Here is a 15864-nt window from a genome sequence, read left to right as displayed (position 1 = left end):
CTCGGCAGATTAAAACTTCGGAATCAGCAAGCCACCGTCCACCGGCACCGCGTGGCCGACGGTGTAGGGCAAGCCGCCAGTAGCCATGGTGGTGACCACCTGTGCGACATCTTCGGGCTGTCCCCAACGCTTGATGGCGGTCAGGCCACGTTCGATTTCAGCGTCGTAGCGCAGCCTGGACGGTGCCGTCATCTCGGTGGCGATCAGTCCGGGTTGCACCTCGTAGACGCCAATGCCTTCATCCGCCAGACGCACGGCGAACAGCCGCGAAGCCATGGACAAAGCGGCCTTGGAAATGCCGTATTCGCCGCGCAAGGTCGAGATTGCGTGCACGTTAGAGGAGGTGATGGTGATAATGCAGCGATGGTGTCCGGACGGCGTTTGCAGCAGCAGGCGTCGGGCGAACGCCTGGGTCAGAAAGAACGTACCCCGGGTGTTGACCTGATGGCAGCGATCAAAACTCTGCGGGCTGACCTCCAGCAAGTCGCCTCGTGACAGCACTGAAACCCCGGCATTGTTGACCAGGCAAGACAGCGAACCGAGTGCTTGCTGTGCCGCGTCCAGCAGTGTTTCATGTTGTTCGATGGCCGAGATGTCACCGGCCAGCGCCACGGCGTTGGCCCCCAGATCAGCGGCCAGCCGCACGGTTTCCAGTAGCGCCTCATCGACCTGTAAATCCACCACGGCCAGATCGAAACCGGCTTGCGCCAGGCCCACTGCAATGGCGCGGCCGATGCCACCGCGCGCGCCGGTGACCAGAACCGTTGGACGAGTCATCATGTGCGTGCCCCTTGGTTGAACAGCTCGCGAGCGATGATCGTGCGCTGGATCTGGTTGGTGCCTTCGTAGATCTGGGTGATCTTGGCGTCGCGGTACAGGCGCTCGACTTCAAAACCACGGATAAACCCGCTGCCGCCAAACAGCTGTACCGCATTCGCGGTGTGCGCCACGGCGATATCGGCGGCGAAACACTTGGCCATTGAACAGGCGATGGTGGCGTTGTCAGCGCGATCCAGGCGATCCGCCGCATCAAGTACCAGCAAACGCGCGGCGCGAATATCCTTGGCCATGTCCGCGAGGATCCACTGCAGCCCCTGGTTTTCAGCGATGGGTTTGCCAAACTGTTTGCGTTGCGGCACGTACTCAAGCGCCGCTTCAAGTCCGGCCTGAGCAATGCCGACCGCCAGCGAGGCGATGCCGATCCGGCCTTTGTCCAGGGCACTCATCATGATGTGAAAACCACGACCTTCCTGGCCGAGCAGGGCATCGGATGAGAGTTCGACGTTGTCGAAATTCAAGCCGCCGACCTGCGATGCGCGTTGCCCCATCTTGTGTTCCTTGGGACCTTTCGATACGCCCGGCAAATGGCAATCAACGATGAAAATGCTCATGCCACGCTTGCCAGCCGCCGGATCGGTGCGCGCCAGGACGAACGCCAGATCGGCCACCGGTGCGTTGTGAATCCACAGTTTCGAACCGTTGAGCACCCAGCCATTCTCGGTGCGCACTGCAGTGGTGCGGATACCGGAAACATCTGAACCGGCTTCTGCCTCGGTGATGCAATACGCCGGATGTTTCTGCGCACTGAGCAGTGACGGCAGGTAGCGCTCCCGCTGCTCGGCGCTGCCATGAGCGGACAGCAGGGTCCCGATGAGTTCCAGCAGACCGCATTGGTCGGCAACCGAGGCATAGCCACGCGACAACTCTTCCATCACCAGCGCATAGGCAGTGGTGTCCAGGCCGGCACCGCCGAAGGCCTCGGGCACGGTGATGCCGAACAGGCCCAGTTCACCCATTTGACGGTATAGCGCGGCGGGAAAACTTTCGTCGTGATCGAGCTTTTCGGCCTGTGGACGGATCGCCTGGTCGGCAAAACGGCGGGCCACATCGCGGATCTGCAGGTGAGTTTCAGAAAGCTGCATTGTTTTTTTCCTTTCTGTTGCGCGACGGGAAAGACCTTCGTCGCTTGGGTTGTGTTCTTTTTTCAGCTCGATTAAAGTGACTTCAAGTAACCAACTGGTTATTTATTTAAAGCGTCCTTTCGGAAGGCGTCAAGCGCTCTCTGAAAAATCGTGGATTTGCTTGCGGCAACGTATTGATGAGGAAACAACAATGAAAAGAAGCTGTTCATCAGCGTCAGAAGTGGCCAGCCGGATTCCCGACGGGGCAACGATCGCGGTCTGTGGTTCAGGGACGCTGCTGGAGCCTGACGCGTTGCTCGCGGCGATCGAGGCTGCGTTTTTGCGCACCGGCCATCCCTGCGGGCTCACCGTGGTGCACGCGTTGGGAATCGGAGACGGGCAGGGCAGCGGCCTGGAGCGGCTCGCTCACGAAGGGTTGGTGAGTAAAGTCATCGGCGGGCACTGGAGTTGGTCGGCAAAGATGCAGGCCTTGGCGCGCAACAATCAAATCGAGGCTTACAGCTTGCCCGCCGGAGTGATCATGAGCTTGATGCGTGAAATCGGCGCGGCACGTCCGGGTCTGATTACGCATATCGGCCTCGGGACGTTCGCCGATCCGCTGGTAGCAGGTGGAAAGTGCAACGCGCGGGCAACAGAAACCATCGTCGAGCGCCTGGACATTGATGGCAAAACTTACTTGCGCTACAAGCCGTTCAAGGTCGATGTGGCGATTGTCCGGGGCAGCCTGGCCGACCCAAGCGGCAATATCAGCTTGTGCCACGAAGCGGCGGATCTGGATGCTTATGCGCTGGCACTGGCGGCCCATAACACTGGCGGCCAGGTGTATGTGCAGGTGCGTGAACTGAGCGACCGTGCTTTTGTTCCAGCACGCTCGGTACGAATTCCCGGTGTGCTGGTCGATGAGGTAGTGGTCGTGCCTGAGCAGCGTCAGTGTGTAGCGGCTGATTATGACCCGGCCATCAGTGGCGAATGCCTTGCGCAGTCGGCAGAGACCGAAAAAGCCATGGCCGACGACATTCGTCGAATCATCGCGCAACGCGCAGCTGACGAGTTCATGCCCGGCATGTCCTTGAATTTCGGTTTCGGCATCCCTGGCGGCATTCCTTCATTGCTCGCTGAACGCGGTTTGCAGGACAGCTATTGGGGCAGCATTGAACAGGGCATTCACAACGGCCGCATGATGGGCGGCGCGATGTTTGGCGCGGCGCGTTATCCGCAAGCGATTGTGACCTCCCTTGATCAGTTCGACTTTTACAGCGGTGGCGGGGTGGACCTGGCTTTTCTCGGCATGGGCGAAATGGATAGCCAGGGCAACGTCAACGTTTCGAACCTGGGTGGCACGCTGGTCGGCCCGGGTGGTTTTATCGACATCACCCAGGGTGCACGCAAGGTGGTGTTTTGCGGGGCGTTTGAAGCCAAGGGGCTTGAGGTGGCGAAGGTCGGTGTGGAATTGCGGCTGAATCGCCTCGGTGAGGTTCCCAAGCTGGTGGAAAAAGTCCGTCACATCACCTTCAGCGGTCCACAAGCAGTGCTTGCCGGCCAGGAAGTGCTCTATGTCACGGAACGTGCGGTGTTCAGGCTTTTGCCCGACGGCATCGAATTGATCGAGGTCGCACAAGGCATCGATGTCCAGCGTGACGTGCTGGATCGCATGGCATTCGTGCCCATCGTGCGCGATGTGAGAGTGGCGGGGTTGGCGTGATGACGGCCCCTTTTGGCTTTGGTTCGAGCTCAAAGGGGCTGCCGGATGGGGCTGTATCAGTCGGGGCGCAGCATGCCGAGGATCGTCTGGATATTAAAGTCGATACGGGTTTGCAGCGCTTCGGGGGACATCAGATCGAAGCCGTAAATGATCTCGCCGGTAAAGCGGTTGTTGAGGTAGTAGTAATTGATCGCAGCAATCGAGATGTTCAACTGGATCGGATCGATGCCTTCGCGAAACACGCCTTGTGCGACACCGCGAGCAAGGATCTCGGCGACCATCGAGACCATCGGCGCATGCATGTCATGCATCTTTTCCCTGGAGCGCTTCAGGTGGGCTGCCTTGTGCAGGTTTTCGCTGTTGACCAGGGTCAGGAAGTGAGGGTTTTTCAGGTAGTACTTCCAGGTGAAGCTCACCAGTTTGCGAATCGCCTCGACCGGTTCCAGCTCTTCGAGTTTGAGCTTGCGTTCGGCTTGGCGAATGTCCTGATAAGCCGACTCAAGCACCGCCTCGAACAGGCCTTCTTTATTGCCGAAATACTCGTAAATCATCCGTTTATTGGACTTGGCCCTCAGCGCGATGCTGTCAATGCGAGCACCGCCAAGGCCCAATTTCGCAAACTCGACTTTTGCCGCGTTGAGAATCCTCAGGCGCGTGGCATCGGAATCGCGAGTCGGACGTGCCGACGCCTCTTCGATGGGTTTCGTGGGCATTTAAAACGCTCTCCAGAGCATAGGTACTGTTCCTCATAACGCTGAAATGGATTACCGCCAGCGTTATGGGCGATGAGCTTAGCCGCGGGGGCATGCGGCTGACAAATAAAGCTTATCCTGACGCTTGCATGTAAACAACTGGTTAGTTATATACTTTGACGGGTAGGCCATTCGCTCTGAGTATCCGAGCATCGGTTGCCTGAATGAAACGTTGTGCAGAGGAAGTTTTTGTGAAGAACAACAATGGCAACACCCGGATCAATCAACTGCCGGCGCAGCCGCGACACTTCGACATGTTCATCGACGGGCAATGGACCCGGGGTTCGGCGGTCAAGCAGGTGACGCGCTTGAGCCCGGCCCACAACGTACCGGTGAGCCTCTATCCATCGGGTGGCGTGGCAGATGTCGATCAGGCGGTGGCAGCGGCCCGCCGGGCCTTCGACCACGGGCAATGGGCCAGGTCCGCAGCGGACTTTCGTGCCGGTGTGCTGCTGCAAACAGCCGCCTTGATTCGCCAGAACTGTGAAGAATTGGCGCTTTGCGAAACCCTCGAAACCGGAAAGCCGATCAGCCAGTCTCGTGGTGAAGTGCTCGGCGCCGCGGGTATCTGGGAATATGCCGCAGGCCAGGCGAGGGCGCTGCACGGTGATTCGTTCAACAATCTGGGCGACAGCCTCCTCGGGCTGGTGACGCGCGAGCCGGTGGGTGTGGTGGGGCTGATCACACCGTGGAATTTTCCGTTCTTCATTCTCGCAGAGCGCTTGCCATTCATTCTCGCCTCGGGCTGCACCGTGGTGGTAAAACCCAGCGAACTGACTTCCGGCACCACCTTGATGCTGGCCGGGCTACTGAAGCAGGCCGGCTTGCCCGACGGCGTGGTGAATGTGCTGACCGGGCCGGGGTCGGTGGTTGGCCAGGCGATTTCCGAGCATGCGGACATCGATATGGTGTCCTTTACAGGCTCCACTGAAGTCGGTCGCCTGACCATGGCCGCCGCTGCGGGTAATATGAAGAAAATCGGTCTGGAACTGGGCGGCAAAAACCCGCAGATCGTCTTCGCCGATGCTGACCTGGACGCCGCGGCCGATGCCATTGTTTTTGGTATTTGTTTCAATGCCGGGCAATGCTGCGTCAGTGGCAGCCGGTTGTTGGTGCATCGTTCTGTCGAACAGCAATTGACCCAAAAAATCCTTGTGCTTATCGAAAAAGTACGGATCGGCGACCCGCTTGAAGAGTTGACCCAGGTCGGTTCGATCACTGAACAACGTCACCTGGAGCGAATCCTGGGTTACATCGAGCAAGGCCGCAAAGAGGGCGCAGTGCTGGTTCAGGGCGGAAGCCGGATCGATTCAGCGCAAGGCTTTTACCTGCAGCCGACGGTCTTCAGTCAGGTGACTCCGGACATGGTCATCGCCCGCGAAGAGATATTTGGTCCGGTGCTGACCATTAGTGCCTTTGACGATTTCGATGAAGCCATGCGCCTGGCCAACGACACACCGTTCGGCCTGGCCGCGAGTATCTGGAGTCGTGATCTGGAAACTTCATTGCAAGCGATACGGCAAATCAAGGCCGGTCGGGTTTGGGTCAATACCACCATTGCCGGTGGCCCGGAACTGCCGTCCGGTGGCTTCAAACAGTCAGGTATCGGGCGTGAAACCGGACGCTACGGGGTTGAGGAATACACTGAGCTTAAATCTGTCCATGTGCAGCTGGGCGAGCGCCCCCGTTGGGTTCAAGTCTGAACCGCGCCAGTACAAAAATAAGACAGGAGACAACAAAATGTACGATTTCGTCATTATCGGCGGCGGTTCGGCCGGTTGTGTACTGGCCGCGCGGCTGAGCGAGCCGGCCGATGTCCGAGTACTGCTGCTTGAAGCCGGGCCTGCCGATACCAACCCTTACATTCATATGCCGGTCGGTTTTTTCAAGATGACCGGTGGGCCCTTGACCTGGGGTTATGACACGGTGGCCCAGGGTGATATCCAGAATCGCTCGATCCTCTTCCCTCAAGGCCGGGTCCTGGGCGGAGGCGGTTCGATCAATGCGATGGTCTACACCCGCGGCAACGCCAAAGACTATGACGATTGGGAGCAGGAGGAGGGGTGTCGCGGCTGGTCTTATCGCGATGTGCTGCCGTACTTTCGCAAGGCGGAGGACAACGAGCGACTCTCCAATGAGTACCATGGCACCGACGGCCCCTTGGGTGTTTGCGACCTGATCAGTGTCAACGAAGTGACCAAGGCATTCATCCGTTCCGCACAGGAAGCGGGCATTCCGTATAACGCCGACTTCAATGGTGCCCGGCAAGAAGGCTGCGGCGCGTATCAAGTGACTCAGCGTGGCGGACGCCGTTGCAGCGCGGCACAGGGTTATTTGAGCAAGATTCGCAATCGACCCAATCTGACCATCCAGACCGAATGCCTTGTGACGCGGATTCGTATCGAAGACGGTCAGGCCACCGGTGTGGAGTATGTTCAGGGCCGCGGTTCACGGGAGGTGAAATTCGCCGCGGCCGAGCGCGAAGTAGTGGTCGCGGCGGGCGCCATAGGCTCACCAAAGATTCTGATGCTGTCGGGTATCGGCCCGAGTCAGGAGCTGGCTGGTCTGGGTATTACCGTCCAGCAGGATTTGCCGGGTGTCGGGCAGAACCTGCAAGACCATTTCGACATCGATATCGTCTATGAGCTCAAGGGTTCGCAGAGTCTGGACAAGTACGCCAAACCGCACATGATGCTGATGGCCGGGCTGGAATATAAGCTGTTCAACAAAGGTCCAGTGACCTCGAACATCGCCGAGGCAGGGGCTTTCTGGTACGGCGACTCGCGTTCCAGCACGCCCGATCTGCAATTTCACTTTTTGCCGGGGGCGGGTGTCGAGGCGGGTATACCGCCGGTTCCTTCGGGTTCCGGTTGTACGCTCAACTCCTACTTCCTGCGTCCCCGCAGTCGCGGCAGTGTCAGGTTGCGCAGCGCCGATCCGCTGCAACCGCCCTCGATCGACCCCAACTACATCAGCGACCCTTATGACCTGCATATTTCGGTGGAAGGCATCAAGCTGAGCCGTGAAATCATGGCGCAGCACTCTCTGAGCCGCTACCTCAAGTCCGAGCATTTTCCTGGCACCAGTGTGCGCACCCAGGCGGACTATGAGGACTATGCGCGGCGCTGTGGCCGAACCGGTTATCACCCGGTCGGGACGTGCAAGATGGGGGTCGACGACATGGCTGTGGTCGACCCGCAACTGCGCGTTCGAGGTGTACAACGGCTGCGTGTCATCGACTCTTCAGTGATGCCACGACTGATCAGCGCCAACACCAATGCCCCCTCGATCATGATTGCCGAGAAAGGCGCCGACCTGCTGTTGGGGCGCACCTTGGCGCCTTCTGAAGTGCAGACCAGTACCGGTCGTCAATCCCTCGATCAAACCGTGTAAGGCTCGGGTTCCTGCGCATCGATAGCTTTTCGATGCGCAGGAAACTCGCCATTACCGACCCTCTGTAAATTTTTTTGCCTGCCCAACCGCTAAGGATTGCATCCTCGCTGCAATAGTTTTATAAATAACTAGTTGGTTACTAAAAACTACAATAAAGCGTTAATCACCCGGTGCTGCGCACCCGGAGGTCACATGAATAACAATGAAAATGATCCAGGCCGGCTCCTCGAGATGAGCCGTCGCAAGCTGCTGATCGGCGCCGCCAGTCTGGCTGGAGCCGGTGCGGTGGCAAGTTTGTTTCCCACCCTGCTGTGGGCGCAGGCGCCGCTGACGTTTTCCAATTCCTTCCGTTCGCTGACAAACCCCTACCATGCGACTTTCAATCGTGGCGGTGAAACCTATGCCGCCAGTCAGACGCTGCCGTATTCCCCGTTGGTGACCGAAGGCAACAGCCAGAAGGGCATTGCCGACATTCGCGCGTTGATTGCCAAGACCAACGGCAACCTGATCCTCAACGTCGAACCGAACGATTCGGCCGATGCCCGGGTGATCATCGAGCAATGCGTCAAGGCTGGCGTGTACGTCACCACTATCTGGAACAAACCGGATGATATGCATCCTTGGGACTACAGCCCGTATTGGGTGGCGCACATTGCCGAGGATGGCCAAGCCGTGGGTGAAGCGGTAGCCACCGAGCTGTTCGAGGCGATGGGTGGCAAGGGCGGCATTGTCGCGTTGGGCGGTATCTTCAGCAACGTTGCATCAATCGGGCGCCGCAGCGGTCTGGACGCCGCATTGAAAAAATACCCGGACATCAAGCTGCTGGATTTCCAGGCGGCCGACTGGAGCGCAAACAAAGCGTTCCCGATCGTACAGTCCTGGCTGACGCGTTTTGGCAGCGAGATCAAAGGCATCTGGTGCGCCAATGACGACATGGGCATGGGCGCGCTTGAAGCGTTGCGCGGCGAAGGGTTGGCGGGTGCGATTCCGGTGGTCGGTATCGATGCTATCGAACAGGCGGTTGAAGCCATTCGCGCCGGTGAATACATCGCGACTAGCAGCCTGGATCCGAACTGGCTCGGCAGCATGGGGCTGGCATTGGCGCATGCGGCCAAAACGGGCCGGCTGGATCCGGCCAAAGAGCCTCACGAGCATCGCGAGTTCTATGTTCGTCCGCAGTTGATCACGAAAAATAACGTCGAAGCGTTTTACGCGACCCATATCAAAGCGACGCAGGCAGTAGATGTCACTGATTTCTGGGGACGCATTGCCGGGCCTATTCGCTACAACTCGTAATCGCTCAGTCACGGTCTTTCCTGTTTCTGCTGCCCCTCGGCCCTGAGGGGCGGTGGCGCATGAACGTTTTTTTAATGCCTGTTTCCGGAGTTATCGTCATGGCCCGCCTGCGACGGTTTTCATCGCTTATTGTTCTGCTGCTCATCGGCTTGCTCATTGGTTCGGTCAATCCCAGTTTCTTTGACCCGATGAACCTGGCGCGAATCGCCACCACGTCTTCGATCCCGCTGCTGATGGCATTGGGTGGAATGTTCGTGATCCAGATGGGAAGCATCGATCTTTCCGTAGAAGGGGTGGTCGCGGTCGCGGCAGTGTGTTTTGCCTTGCTGATCGGCAACACCTTCAATAGCCATGCCATTGGCCTGTGGGCCTTACCCATAGCGATCCTGGTCGGTGCATTGGCCGGTCTGATCAACGGACTGTTGCAAGTCAAACTGCGAATCCCTTCGTTCATGGCCACGCTGGGTATCGGCTTTGTCGGTATTGGTCTGGCAACTGCATTACTTGAAGGCAACACCGTGCGGGTGCTCGATACGAGTATCCGGGCGATCGCCCTGCATCGCTTGATGGGCTTGCCTTTGTCGGTCTGGCTGGTGGTGCTGGCGCTCGGTGTTGCCCACTTCGTCTCTCGGCATACCGTGCTGGGACGCCATGCACTGGCCATCGGCGGCGGGGAAGACCTGGCGCGACTGAACGGCGTCAACGTCAACCGCACACGCATCAGCATTTTCGCTCTGGCCGGTGCCTTCTACGGGCTCGCGGCCATCCTCGCCGTGGCCCAGTTCGGGCAAGGGCATGCGTTGATTGTGCAAGGCCAACTGTTTACGGCGATCACCGCGATCGTTGTCGGGGGAGCCTCATTGGCGGGTGGCAATGGCAGCCCGTTGGGGACCTTGTTGGGCGTGTTAATCGTGGTGGTGGTGAGCAACGGCATGGTGCTGATGGGTATCGCGCCTTACGTCCAGCAAGGTGTTCAGGGCGTGCTGATTATCGCCGCTGTCGCTATCGCCCTCGACCGTGCGAAAGCACGGGTCGTCAAGTGAGGAGGCCCCATGCTCACGCTCAATAATGTCAGTAAGCGGTTCAATGGCATCACGGTGCTGAAGAACATCTCCCTTGAAGTTCGCAAGCACGAAGTAATCGGGCTGATCGGCGAAAACGGCGCAGGCAAATCGACGCTGATGAAGATCCTCACGGGGGTCTACCAACCCGATGAAGGGCATCTGGAGCTCGATGGTTCGCCGATCGTGCTCGACGGACCGCGAGGAGCAACGGCGAATGGCATCGCGATGGTGTACCAGGAGCAATCGATTCTGCTCAACCTGTCGGTCGCTGAAAACCTGTTCATGGGCCGCGAAGACGAGTTCTCGCGTTTCGGTTGCCTGAACTGGAAAAAGCTTCACAGCGCTGCACGGCTGCAACTGGCCAAAGTCAATCTGGATATCGACCCGGGCCTGCTGTGCAGTGAGTTGAGCTTCGGCCAGCGGCAAATGATTGAACTGGTCAAAGCCCTGGCGCTGGAAGAACGCACTGACGGGCATTTGGTCATTCTCCTGGATGAACCGACTTCGGCACTCGAACAACGGGAAATCGACACCTTGTTCCGCCTGGTGCGGCAACTCAAATCCCGTGCCTCGTTCATCTTTGTGTCCCATCGGCTGGACGAGTTGCTCGACCTCAGCGATCGGGTGTATGTGATGAAGGACGGTGAAGTGGTGGCCGAAATGCCCGCTGCCGAGGCCTCGAAAGACCGTTTGCACACCTTGATGGTCGGCCGCTCGCTACACGCTGAGTACTACCGCGAATCCCTCCAGCAGCCGTGTTTGCCTGACGTGGTGATGTCGGCTCGCGAACTGGCGCTGGACGGAAGTTTTTCCAGCCTGGACTTTGATCTGCATCGCGGTGAAATCCTTGGTATTGCCGGGGTCATTGGTTCCGGTCGTGAAGAATTGTGCCGGGTCCTGGCAGGCTTGATGGCCAAAAGTGGCGGTGAGGTCCAGGTCAATGGCCGGCGACTGGAAGGGGCGGGTCCCGGGCCGGCGATTCGCGCCGGGATCGGTTACATCCCCCGCGAGCGCAAGGTCGAAGGCATCGTTTCGATGTTAAGCGTGGCGCAGAACATGACCTTGGCGCGCATCGGCCAAGTGACCTCGTTTGGCCTGCTCGACGAGCGCAAGGAGCGCTCGATTGCCGAAGACTGGATCAAGCGCCTGAGCATCAAAACCCCAGGTCCGGATGCGTTGCTGCTCAACCTCAGTGGTGGCAACCAGCAGAAAGTGGTGTTGGCCAAGTGGCGCAATGCAGGCTCGATGATTCTGATTCTCGATCACCCGACTCGCGGGCTGGATGTGGGCGCCAAGGAGGACGTTTACCAGTTGATCCGTGAGATCACTCGCCAGGGTGTATCGGTGATTCTGACCGCCGATACCCTGGAGGAAATGATTGGCTTGAGTCACCGCATTCTGGTCATGCGTGACGGTGAAGTCGTTCAGTCCTTCGACTGCTTGCCCGGTGCCAAGCCGCAGCAGGTAGACCTGATCAAGTACATGGTTTGAGAGAGCACAAAAATGCCAATTTCCCTTAGCGGATTTCGCAGTCAGGCGCCGTTGCTTGCCTTGATTGTCCTGATTGCACTGATCGCCGGGTATGACCCCGGTTTCATTCAGCCCAGCGCTATTCTAGGCCTGCTGGCCGACACCTCGACACTGTTTGTGATGGCAACCGGTATCACCTTTGTGTTGCTGATTGGTGGTATCGACCTGTCATCCCAGGCCGTGGCGTCCATGGCCAGCGTGATCGTCGCGCTGCTTTTGCCGGCATACGGATTCTGGGCTTTTCCGATTGGCCTGGGCCTGGGAATCGCCGCCGGTGCACTCAACGGACTGCTGCACACATGGCTGCGAATTCCCTCGTTCATCGTCACCCTGGCGATTGGCGGGGTCGTTACCAGCATCACCATGCTCGCGTCAGGCAACCGGACGATCAATATCGATGGCGCAGAACGTGATGCCTGGTTTGGTTGGGTCACCGGACAGACAGCTGGCATACCCAATGAAGTGTGCGTGGCTTTTATGGTGCTGATGTTGTGCATTTTCCTGCACCGCAAGACACCCTTCGGGCGTTTCAGCAATGCCATCGGGTCCGGCGAGTCTGCTGCCTGGGCGTCGGGTATCAACGTTAACCGGATCAAGATCATGACCTTCGTCGTCTCGGCGGGTCTGGCGGCGTTGTCCGGAATCATCATGGCCGGGAGGCTGTCCAGCGGTTCGCCAACGTTGGCCAATGAGTTCCTGCTACCGGCAATCGCTGCGGTACTGGTAGGGGGCACGGCATTGACCGGTGGTGTGGGTGGTGTCTGGCGAACGCTGATCGGCGCGCTACTGGTTTCCGTGGTGCGGATCGGCATGACGTTCGTCGGCGTCAGTGTGTTCGCTCAGCAGATTGTTTTCGGCGTGATTTTGATCATCGCCGTGGCCTTCACCATCGATCGTTCGAAGATTCCGGTCGTCAAGTAATACATCGCCCGCCGACGCGGACAACATGGCCCGGTACGACCGGGCGTTCGCTGATTATCTGCGACGGTATCCGGCCTTGAAACTGATCATGTACAAAACGGTGGAAAACAACAATGAAACTTCTCGTGTCAATCAAACGGGTGGTCGACTACAACGTCAAGGTTCGCGTCAAAGCGGACAACTCCGGCGTCGACCTCGCTAACGTCAAGATGTCGATGAACCCGTTCTGCGAAATCGCCGTGGAAGAAGCGGTGCGCCTGAAAGAGCAAGGTGTGGCGACTGAAATCGTCGTGGTGTCGATCGGTCCGTCCACTGCTCAAGAGCAGCTGCGTACCGCCCTGGCGCTGGGTGCCGACCGCGCCATCCTCGTCGAATCCGCTGATGAATTGAACTCCCTGGCCGTGGCCAGGTTGCTCAAGGCGGTGGTCGACAAGGAACAGCCTTCGCTGGTGATCCTTGGCAAACAAGCCATCGACAGCGACAACAACCAGACCGGCCAGATGCTCGCCGCGCTGACCGGCTACGGTCAGGGCACCTTCGCCTCGAACGTCGAAGTCAGCGGCGACAGCGTTGCCGTGACCCGCGAAATCGACGGCGGCGCGCAGACAGTTTCCCTGAAACTGCCGGCCATCGTCACCACCGACCTGCGTTTGAACGAGCCGCGCTACGCGTCCCTGCCAAACATCATGAAAGCCAAGAAGAAGCCTCTCGAAGTAGTGACTGCAGATGCTTTGGGCATTTGCACCGCCTCCACCAACAAGACCCTGAAAGTCGAAGCGCCGGCTACCCGCAGCGCCGGTATCAAGGTCAAGTCGGTGGCTGAACTGGTCGAGAAACTGAAAAACGAAGCGAAGGTGATCTGATGAGTATTCTGGTAATCGCTGAGCACGACAACAAAGTGCTGGCTCCGGCCACACTGAATACCGTGGCTGCCGCTGCCAAAATCGGTGGTGATATCCATGTTCTGGTGGTCGGCGCATTTGTCGGCGCGGTGGCTGAAGCCGCGGCGAACATCGCTGGCGTGGCCAAAGTGCTGGTAGCCGACAACGCTGCCTACGCTCACCAGTTGCCGGAAAACGTGGCGCCATTGGTTGCCGGGTTGGGCGCTGGCTACCGCCACATCCTGGCTGCTGCGACCTCCAACGGCAAAAACATCCTGCCACGCGTCGCAGCGCAGCTTGACGTTGACCAGATCTCCGAGATCATCTCGGTGCAAAGCGCTGACACCTTCAAGCGTCCGATCTATGCCGGTAACGCTATCGCTACCGTGCAATCTTCGGCGGCCGTGAAAGTGATCACCGTGCGTGCCACCGCCTTCGACCCGGTGGCCGCTGTTGGTGGTTCGGCGGCCGTTGAAGCGGTCGCGGCTGTTTACGACGCGGGTACTTCCAGCTTCGTCTTTGAGGTACTGGCCAAGTCCGATCGTCCCGAACTGACCGCTGCCAGTATCGTCGTTTCCGGTGGTCGCGGCATGCAGAACGGCGACAACTTCAAGCACCTGTACACCCTGGCCGACAAGCTCGGCGCCGGCGTGGGTGCCTCGCGTGCGGCGGTCGACGCCGGTTTCGTCCCCAACGACATGCAGGTCGGCCAGACCGGCAAGATTGTTGCGCCACAGCTGTACATCGCGGTCGGTATCTCCGGCGCGATCCAGCACCTGGCCGGTATGAAGGACTCCAAGGTGATCGTGGCGATCAACAAGGACGAAGAAGCGCCGATCTTCCAGGTGGCGGATTACGGCCTGGTGGCGGACTTGTTCGAGGCATTACCGCAGCTTCAGTCTTCGCTGTAAGGGCAGCTGGAACCTCATTCAAGCATTGATTTAAACGCTGTCAGTGAATCGACGCGGCATGTACTCAAGCATGCCGTGATCGAAGGGTTGTGCGCTCAAGACTCATATTAATAACAACAGAGGTCGCCACAAAATGTATAACGCTCATTCGCGCGCAAGGCTTTCCTGCGCCTTCATTACTGGTTTTATCGCTGCTGGCTCGGCACTCTCAGGTGCCAGCCAGGTCATGGCGGCGGGGCTTTTCGACAAAGATGCGCCGGGCATGACCGGCGATTGGGGCGGTACGCGCAGCGAACTTCTGGAGAAGGGTTACAACTTCACTCTCGATTATATCGGGGAACTTGGTTACAACGCTCACGGCGGTTATGACCAGGATCGAACAGCACGCTGGAGCGGGCAATTCACTTTGGGTGCGCAGCTGGACTTACAGAAGATTCTCGGTTGGCACGATGCAATGTTCAAGTTAGCCATCACCGAACGCGAAGGTCGCAACATCACCAATGACCGTATCAGCGACCCACGTGCGCCGATGTATTCGTCGACCCAGGAAGTCTGGGGGCGAGGGCAGACGTGGCGATTGACGCAGATGTGGATCAGCCAGTCGTACCTCGACCAGAAGCTCAACGTCAAATTCGGGCGTTTCGGTGAAGGCGAAGACTTCAACAGTTTTCCCTGCGACTTCCAGAACCTGGCGTTATGCGGCTCACAAATGGGCAACTGGGCTGGCAGCGGAATCTGGTTCAACTGGCCGATCTCGCAATGGGCTGCAAGGGTCAAGTACGAACTGGCACCGCACGTGTTCGTGCAGGTGGGGGCCTACGAACACAACCCGTCGCTGTTGGAAGACAACAACGGCTTCAAACTGAACATGAGTGGCGGTAAAGGTTTGATCATGCCGGTGGAGCTGCTGTGGACGCCGACCGTGAACTCACTGCCGGGCGAATACCGGATCGGCGCTTATTACAGTACGGCCGATGCCACCGACGTAGAAAGCCGTGAAGTACCCGGTGACGTCGGCAGCGAGCTGGTTTCACGCGACAGCAAATACGGTTACTGGCTGGTAGCCCAGCAGCAGGTGAGCGCTCATGACGGTGATCCCGCGCGCGGCTTGTCGCTGTTCGCCAACGTAACGGTGCAGGACCGGGAAACCAGTCAGGTCGGGCACTTTATTCAGGCAGGGTTGACTTACAAAGGCTTATTCGATGCCCGTCCCCAGGACGATATCGGCTTCGGCGTGGCGCGCATCAGTACCAACTCGCGTTATCGCAACAATCAAAAAGCGATCAACCTGGCCAACAACCAGACGGACTACGACAATCCTGCCTATCAACCTGTGCAAGGCAACGAATATGACGCCGAGTTGTACTATGGCGTCCACGCGACAAAGTGGTTGATCATCCGACCCAATATTCAATACGTACGCCATCCGGGGGGAGTCAGCGAGGTCGACAATGCCTGGGTGGCGGGGGTAAAAATTCAGACCGTTTTTTAA

The 15864-nt window shown here is 58.5% G+C and carries 13 protein-coding genes; 10 read left to right on the top strand and 3 right to left on the bottom strand.

The features are described 5' to 3' along the window. Positions 1 to 9: 9 nt before the first annotated feature. Positions 10 to 780 (bottom strand): 3-ketoacyl-ACP reductase, encoded by a 771-nt coding sequence (locus AC3IUA_RS15580; RefSeq protein WP_489355104.1) that lies wholly within the window; start codon positions 778 to 780, stop codon positions 10 to 12. Then, positions 777 to 1922, bottom strand: a complete 1146-nt coding sequence (locus tag AC3IUA_RS15575; protein WP_489355103.1) for an acyl-CoA dehydrogenase family protein — start codon at positions 1920 to 1922, stop codon at positions 777 to 779. Before AC3IUA_RS15575 ends, AC3IUA_RS15580 begins: the two co-directional genes overlap by 4 nt. 190 nt (positions 1923 to 2112) lie before the next feature. Between AC3IUA_RS15575 and AC3IUA_RS15570 the strand changes: the two genes are divergently transcribed. Further along, positions 2113 to 3624: a CoA-transferase gene (locus AC3IUA_RS15570; protein WP_489355101.1), complete on the top strand. Its 1512-nt coding sequence runs from the start codon at positions 2113 to 2115 to the stop codon at positions 3622 to 3624. 56 nt (positions 3625 to 3680) lie between these two features. Here the strand turns inward: AC3IUA_RS15570 and AC3IUA_RS15565 are convergent, their stop codons facing one another. Then, entirely contained in the window at positions 3681 to 4337 is a 657-nt protein-coding gene (locus AC3IUA_RS15565) for a TetR/AcrR family transcriptional regulator (RefSeq protein ID WP_489355099.1), read from the bottom strand. Positions 4338 to 4567: 230 nt separating this feature from the next. Between AC3IUA_RS15565 and AC3IUA_RS15560 the strand changes: the two genes are divergently transcribed. The 9 genes from AC3IUA_RS15560 to AC3IUA_RS15520 all read left to right on the top strand — a co-directional run bounded on the left by AC3IUA_RS15560 (position 4568) and on the right by AC3IUA_RS15520 (position 15864). After that, a complete protein-coding gene (locus tag AC3IUA_RS15560) occupies positions 4568 to 6079 on the top strand; it encodes an aldehyde dehydrogenase family protein (protein ID WP_489355097.1) in 1512 nt (503 codons plus the stop codon). A 37-nt stretch (positions 6080 to 6116) separates the two neighbouring features. Then, positions 6117 to 7769, top strand: a complete 1653-nt coding sequence (locus AC3IUA_RS15555; protein WP_489355095.1) for a GMC family oxidoreductase — start codon at positions 6117 to 6119, stop codon at positions 7767 to 7769. A 192-nt stretch (positions 7770 to 7961) separates the two neighbouring features. Then, complete coding sequence (locus AC3IUA_RS15550; RefSeq protein ID WP_489355094.1) at positions 7962 to 9065, top strand: sugar ABC transporter substrate-binding protein; 1104 nt, start codon at positions 7962 to 7964, stop codon at positions 9063 to 9065. Positions 9066 to 9124: 59 nt separating this feature from the next. Next, entirely contained in the window at positions 9125 to 10108 is a 984-nt protein-coding gene (locus tag AC3IUA_RS15545; RefSeq protein ID WP_489355092.1) for an ABC transporter permease, read from the top strand. A 9-nt stretch (positions 10109 to 10117) separates the two neighbouring features. Next, positions 10118 to 11620, top strand: coding sequence for a sugar ABC transporter ATP-binding protein (locus tag AC3IUA_RS15540; protein WP_489355091.1), 1503 nt, complete (start codon positions 10118 to 10120; stop codon positions 11618 to 11620). A gap of 12 nt (positions 11621 to 11632) precedes the next feature. Beyond that, on the top strand, positions 11633 to 12580 hold the full coding sequence (locus AC3IUA_RS15535) for an ABC transporter permease (protein WP_489355089.1): 948 nt from the start codon (positions 11633 to 11635) through the stop codon (positions 12578 to 12580). A gap of 113 nt (positions 12581 to 12693) precedes the next feature. Further along, positions 12694 to 13443: an electron transfer flavoprotein subunit beta/FixA family protein gene (locus AC3IUA_RS15530; RefSeq protein WP_489355088.1), complete on the top strand. Its 750-nt coding sequence runs from the start codon at positions 12694 to 12696 to the stop codon at positions 13441 to 13443. Next, positions 13443 to 14372 (top strand): electron transfer flavoprotein subunit alpha/FixB family protein, encoded by a 930-nt coding sequence (locus tag AC3IUA_RS15525; protein ID WP_489355086.1) that lies wholly within the window; start codon positions 13443 to 13445, stop codon positions 14370 to 14372. Before AC3IUA_RS15530 ends, AC3IUA_RS15525 begins: the two co-directional genes overlap by 1 nt. 133 nt (positions 14373 to 14505) lie before the next feature. Then, positions 14506 to 15864 (top strand): carbohydrate porin, encoded by a 1359-nt coding sequence (locus AC3IUA_RS15520; protein WP_489355085.1) that lies wholly within the window; start codon positions 14506 to 14508, stop codon positions 15862 to 15864.

This window comes from Pseudomonas sp. KH_050 (genome assembly GCF_057838875.1).
The sequence above is the reverse complement of the archived record's forward strand: the minus strand, read 5'-3'. Positions and strand labels throughout refer to the sequence as shown.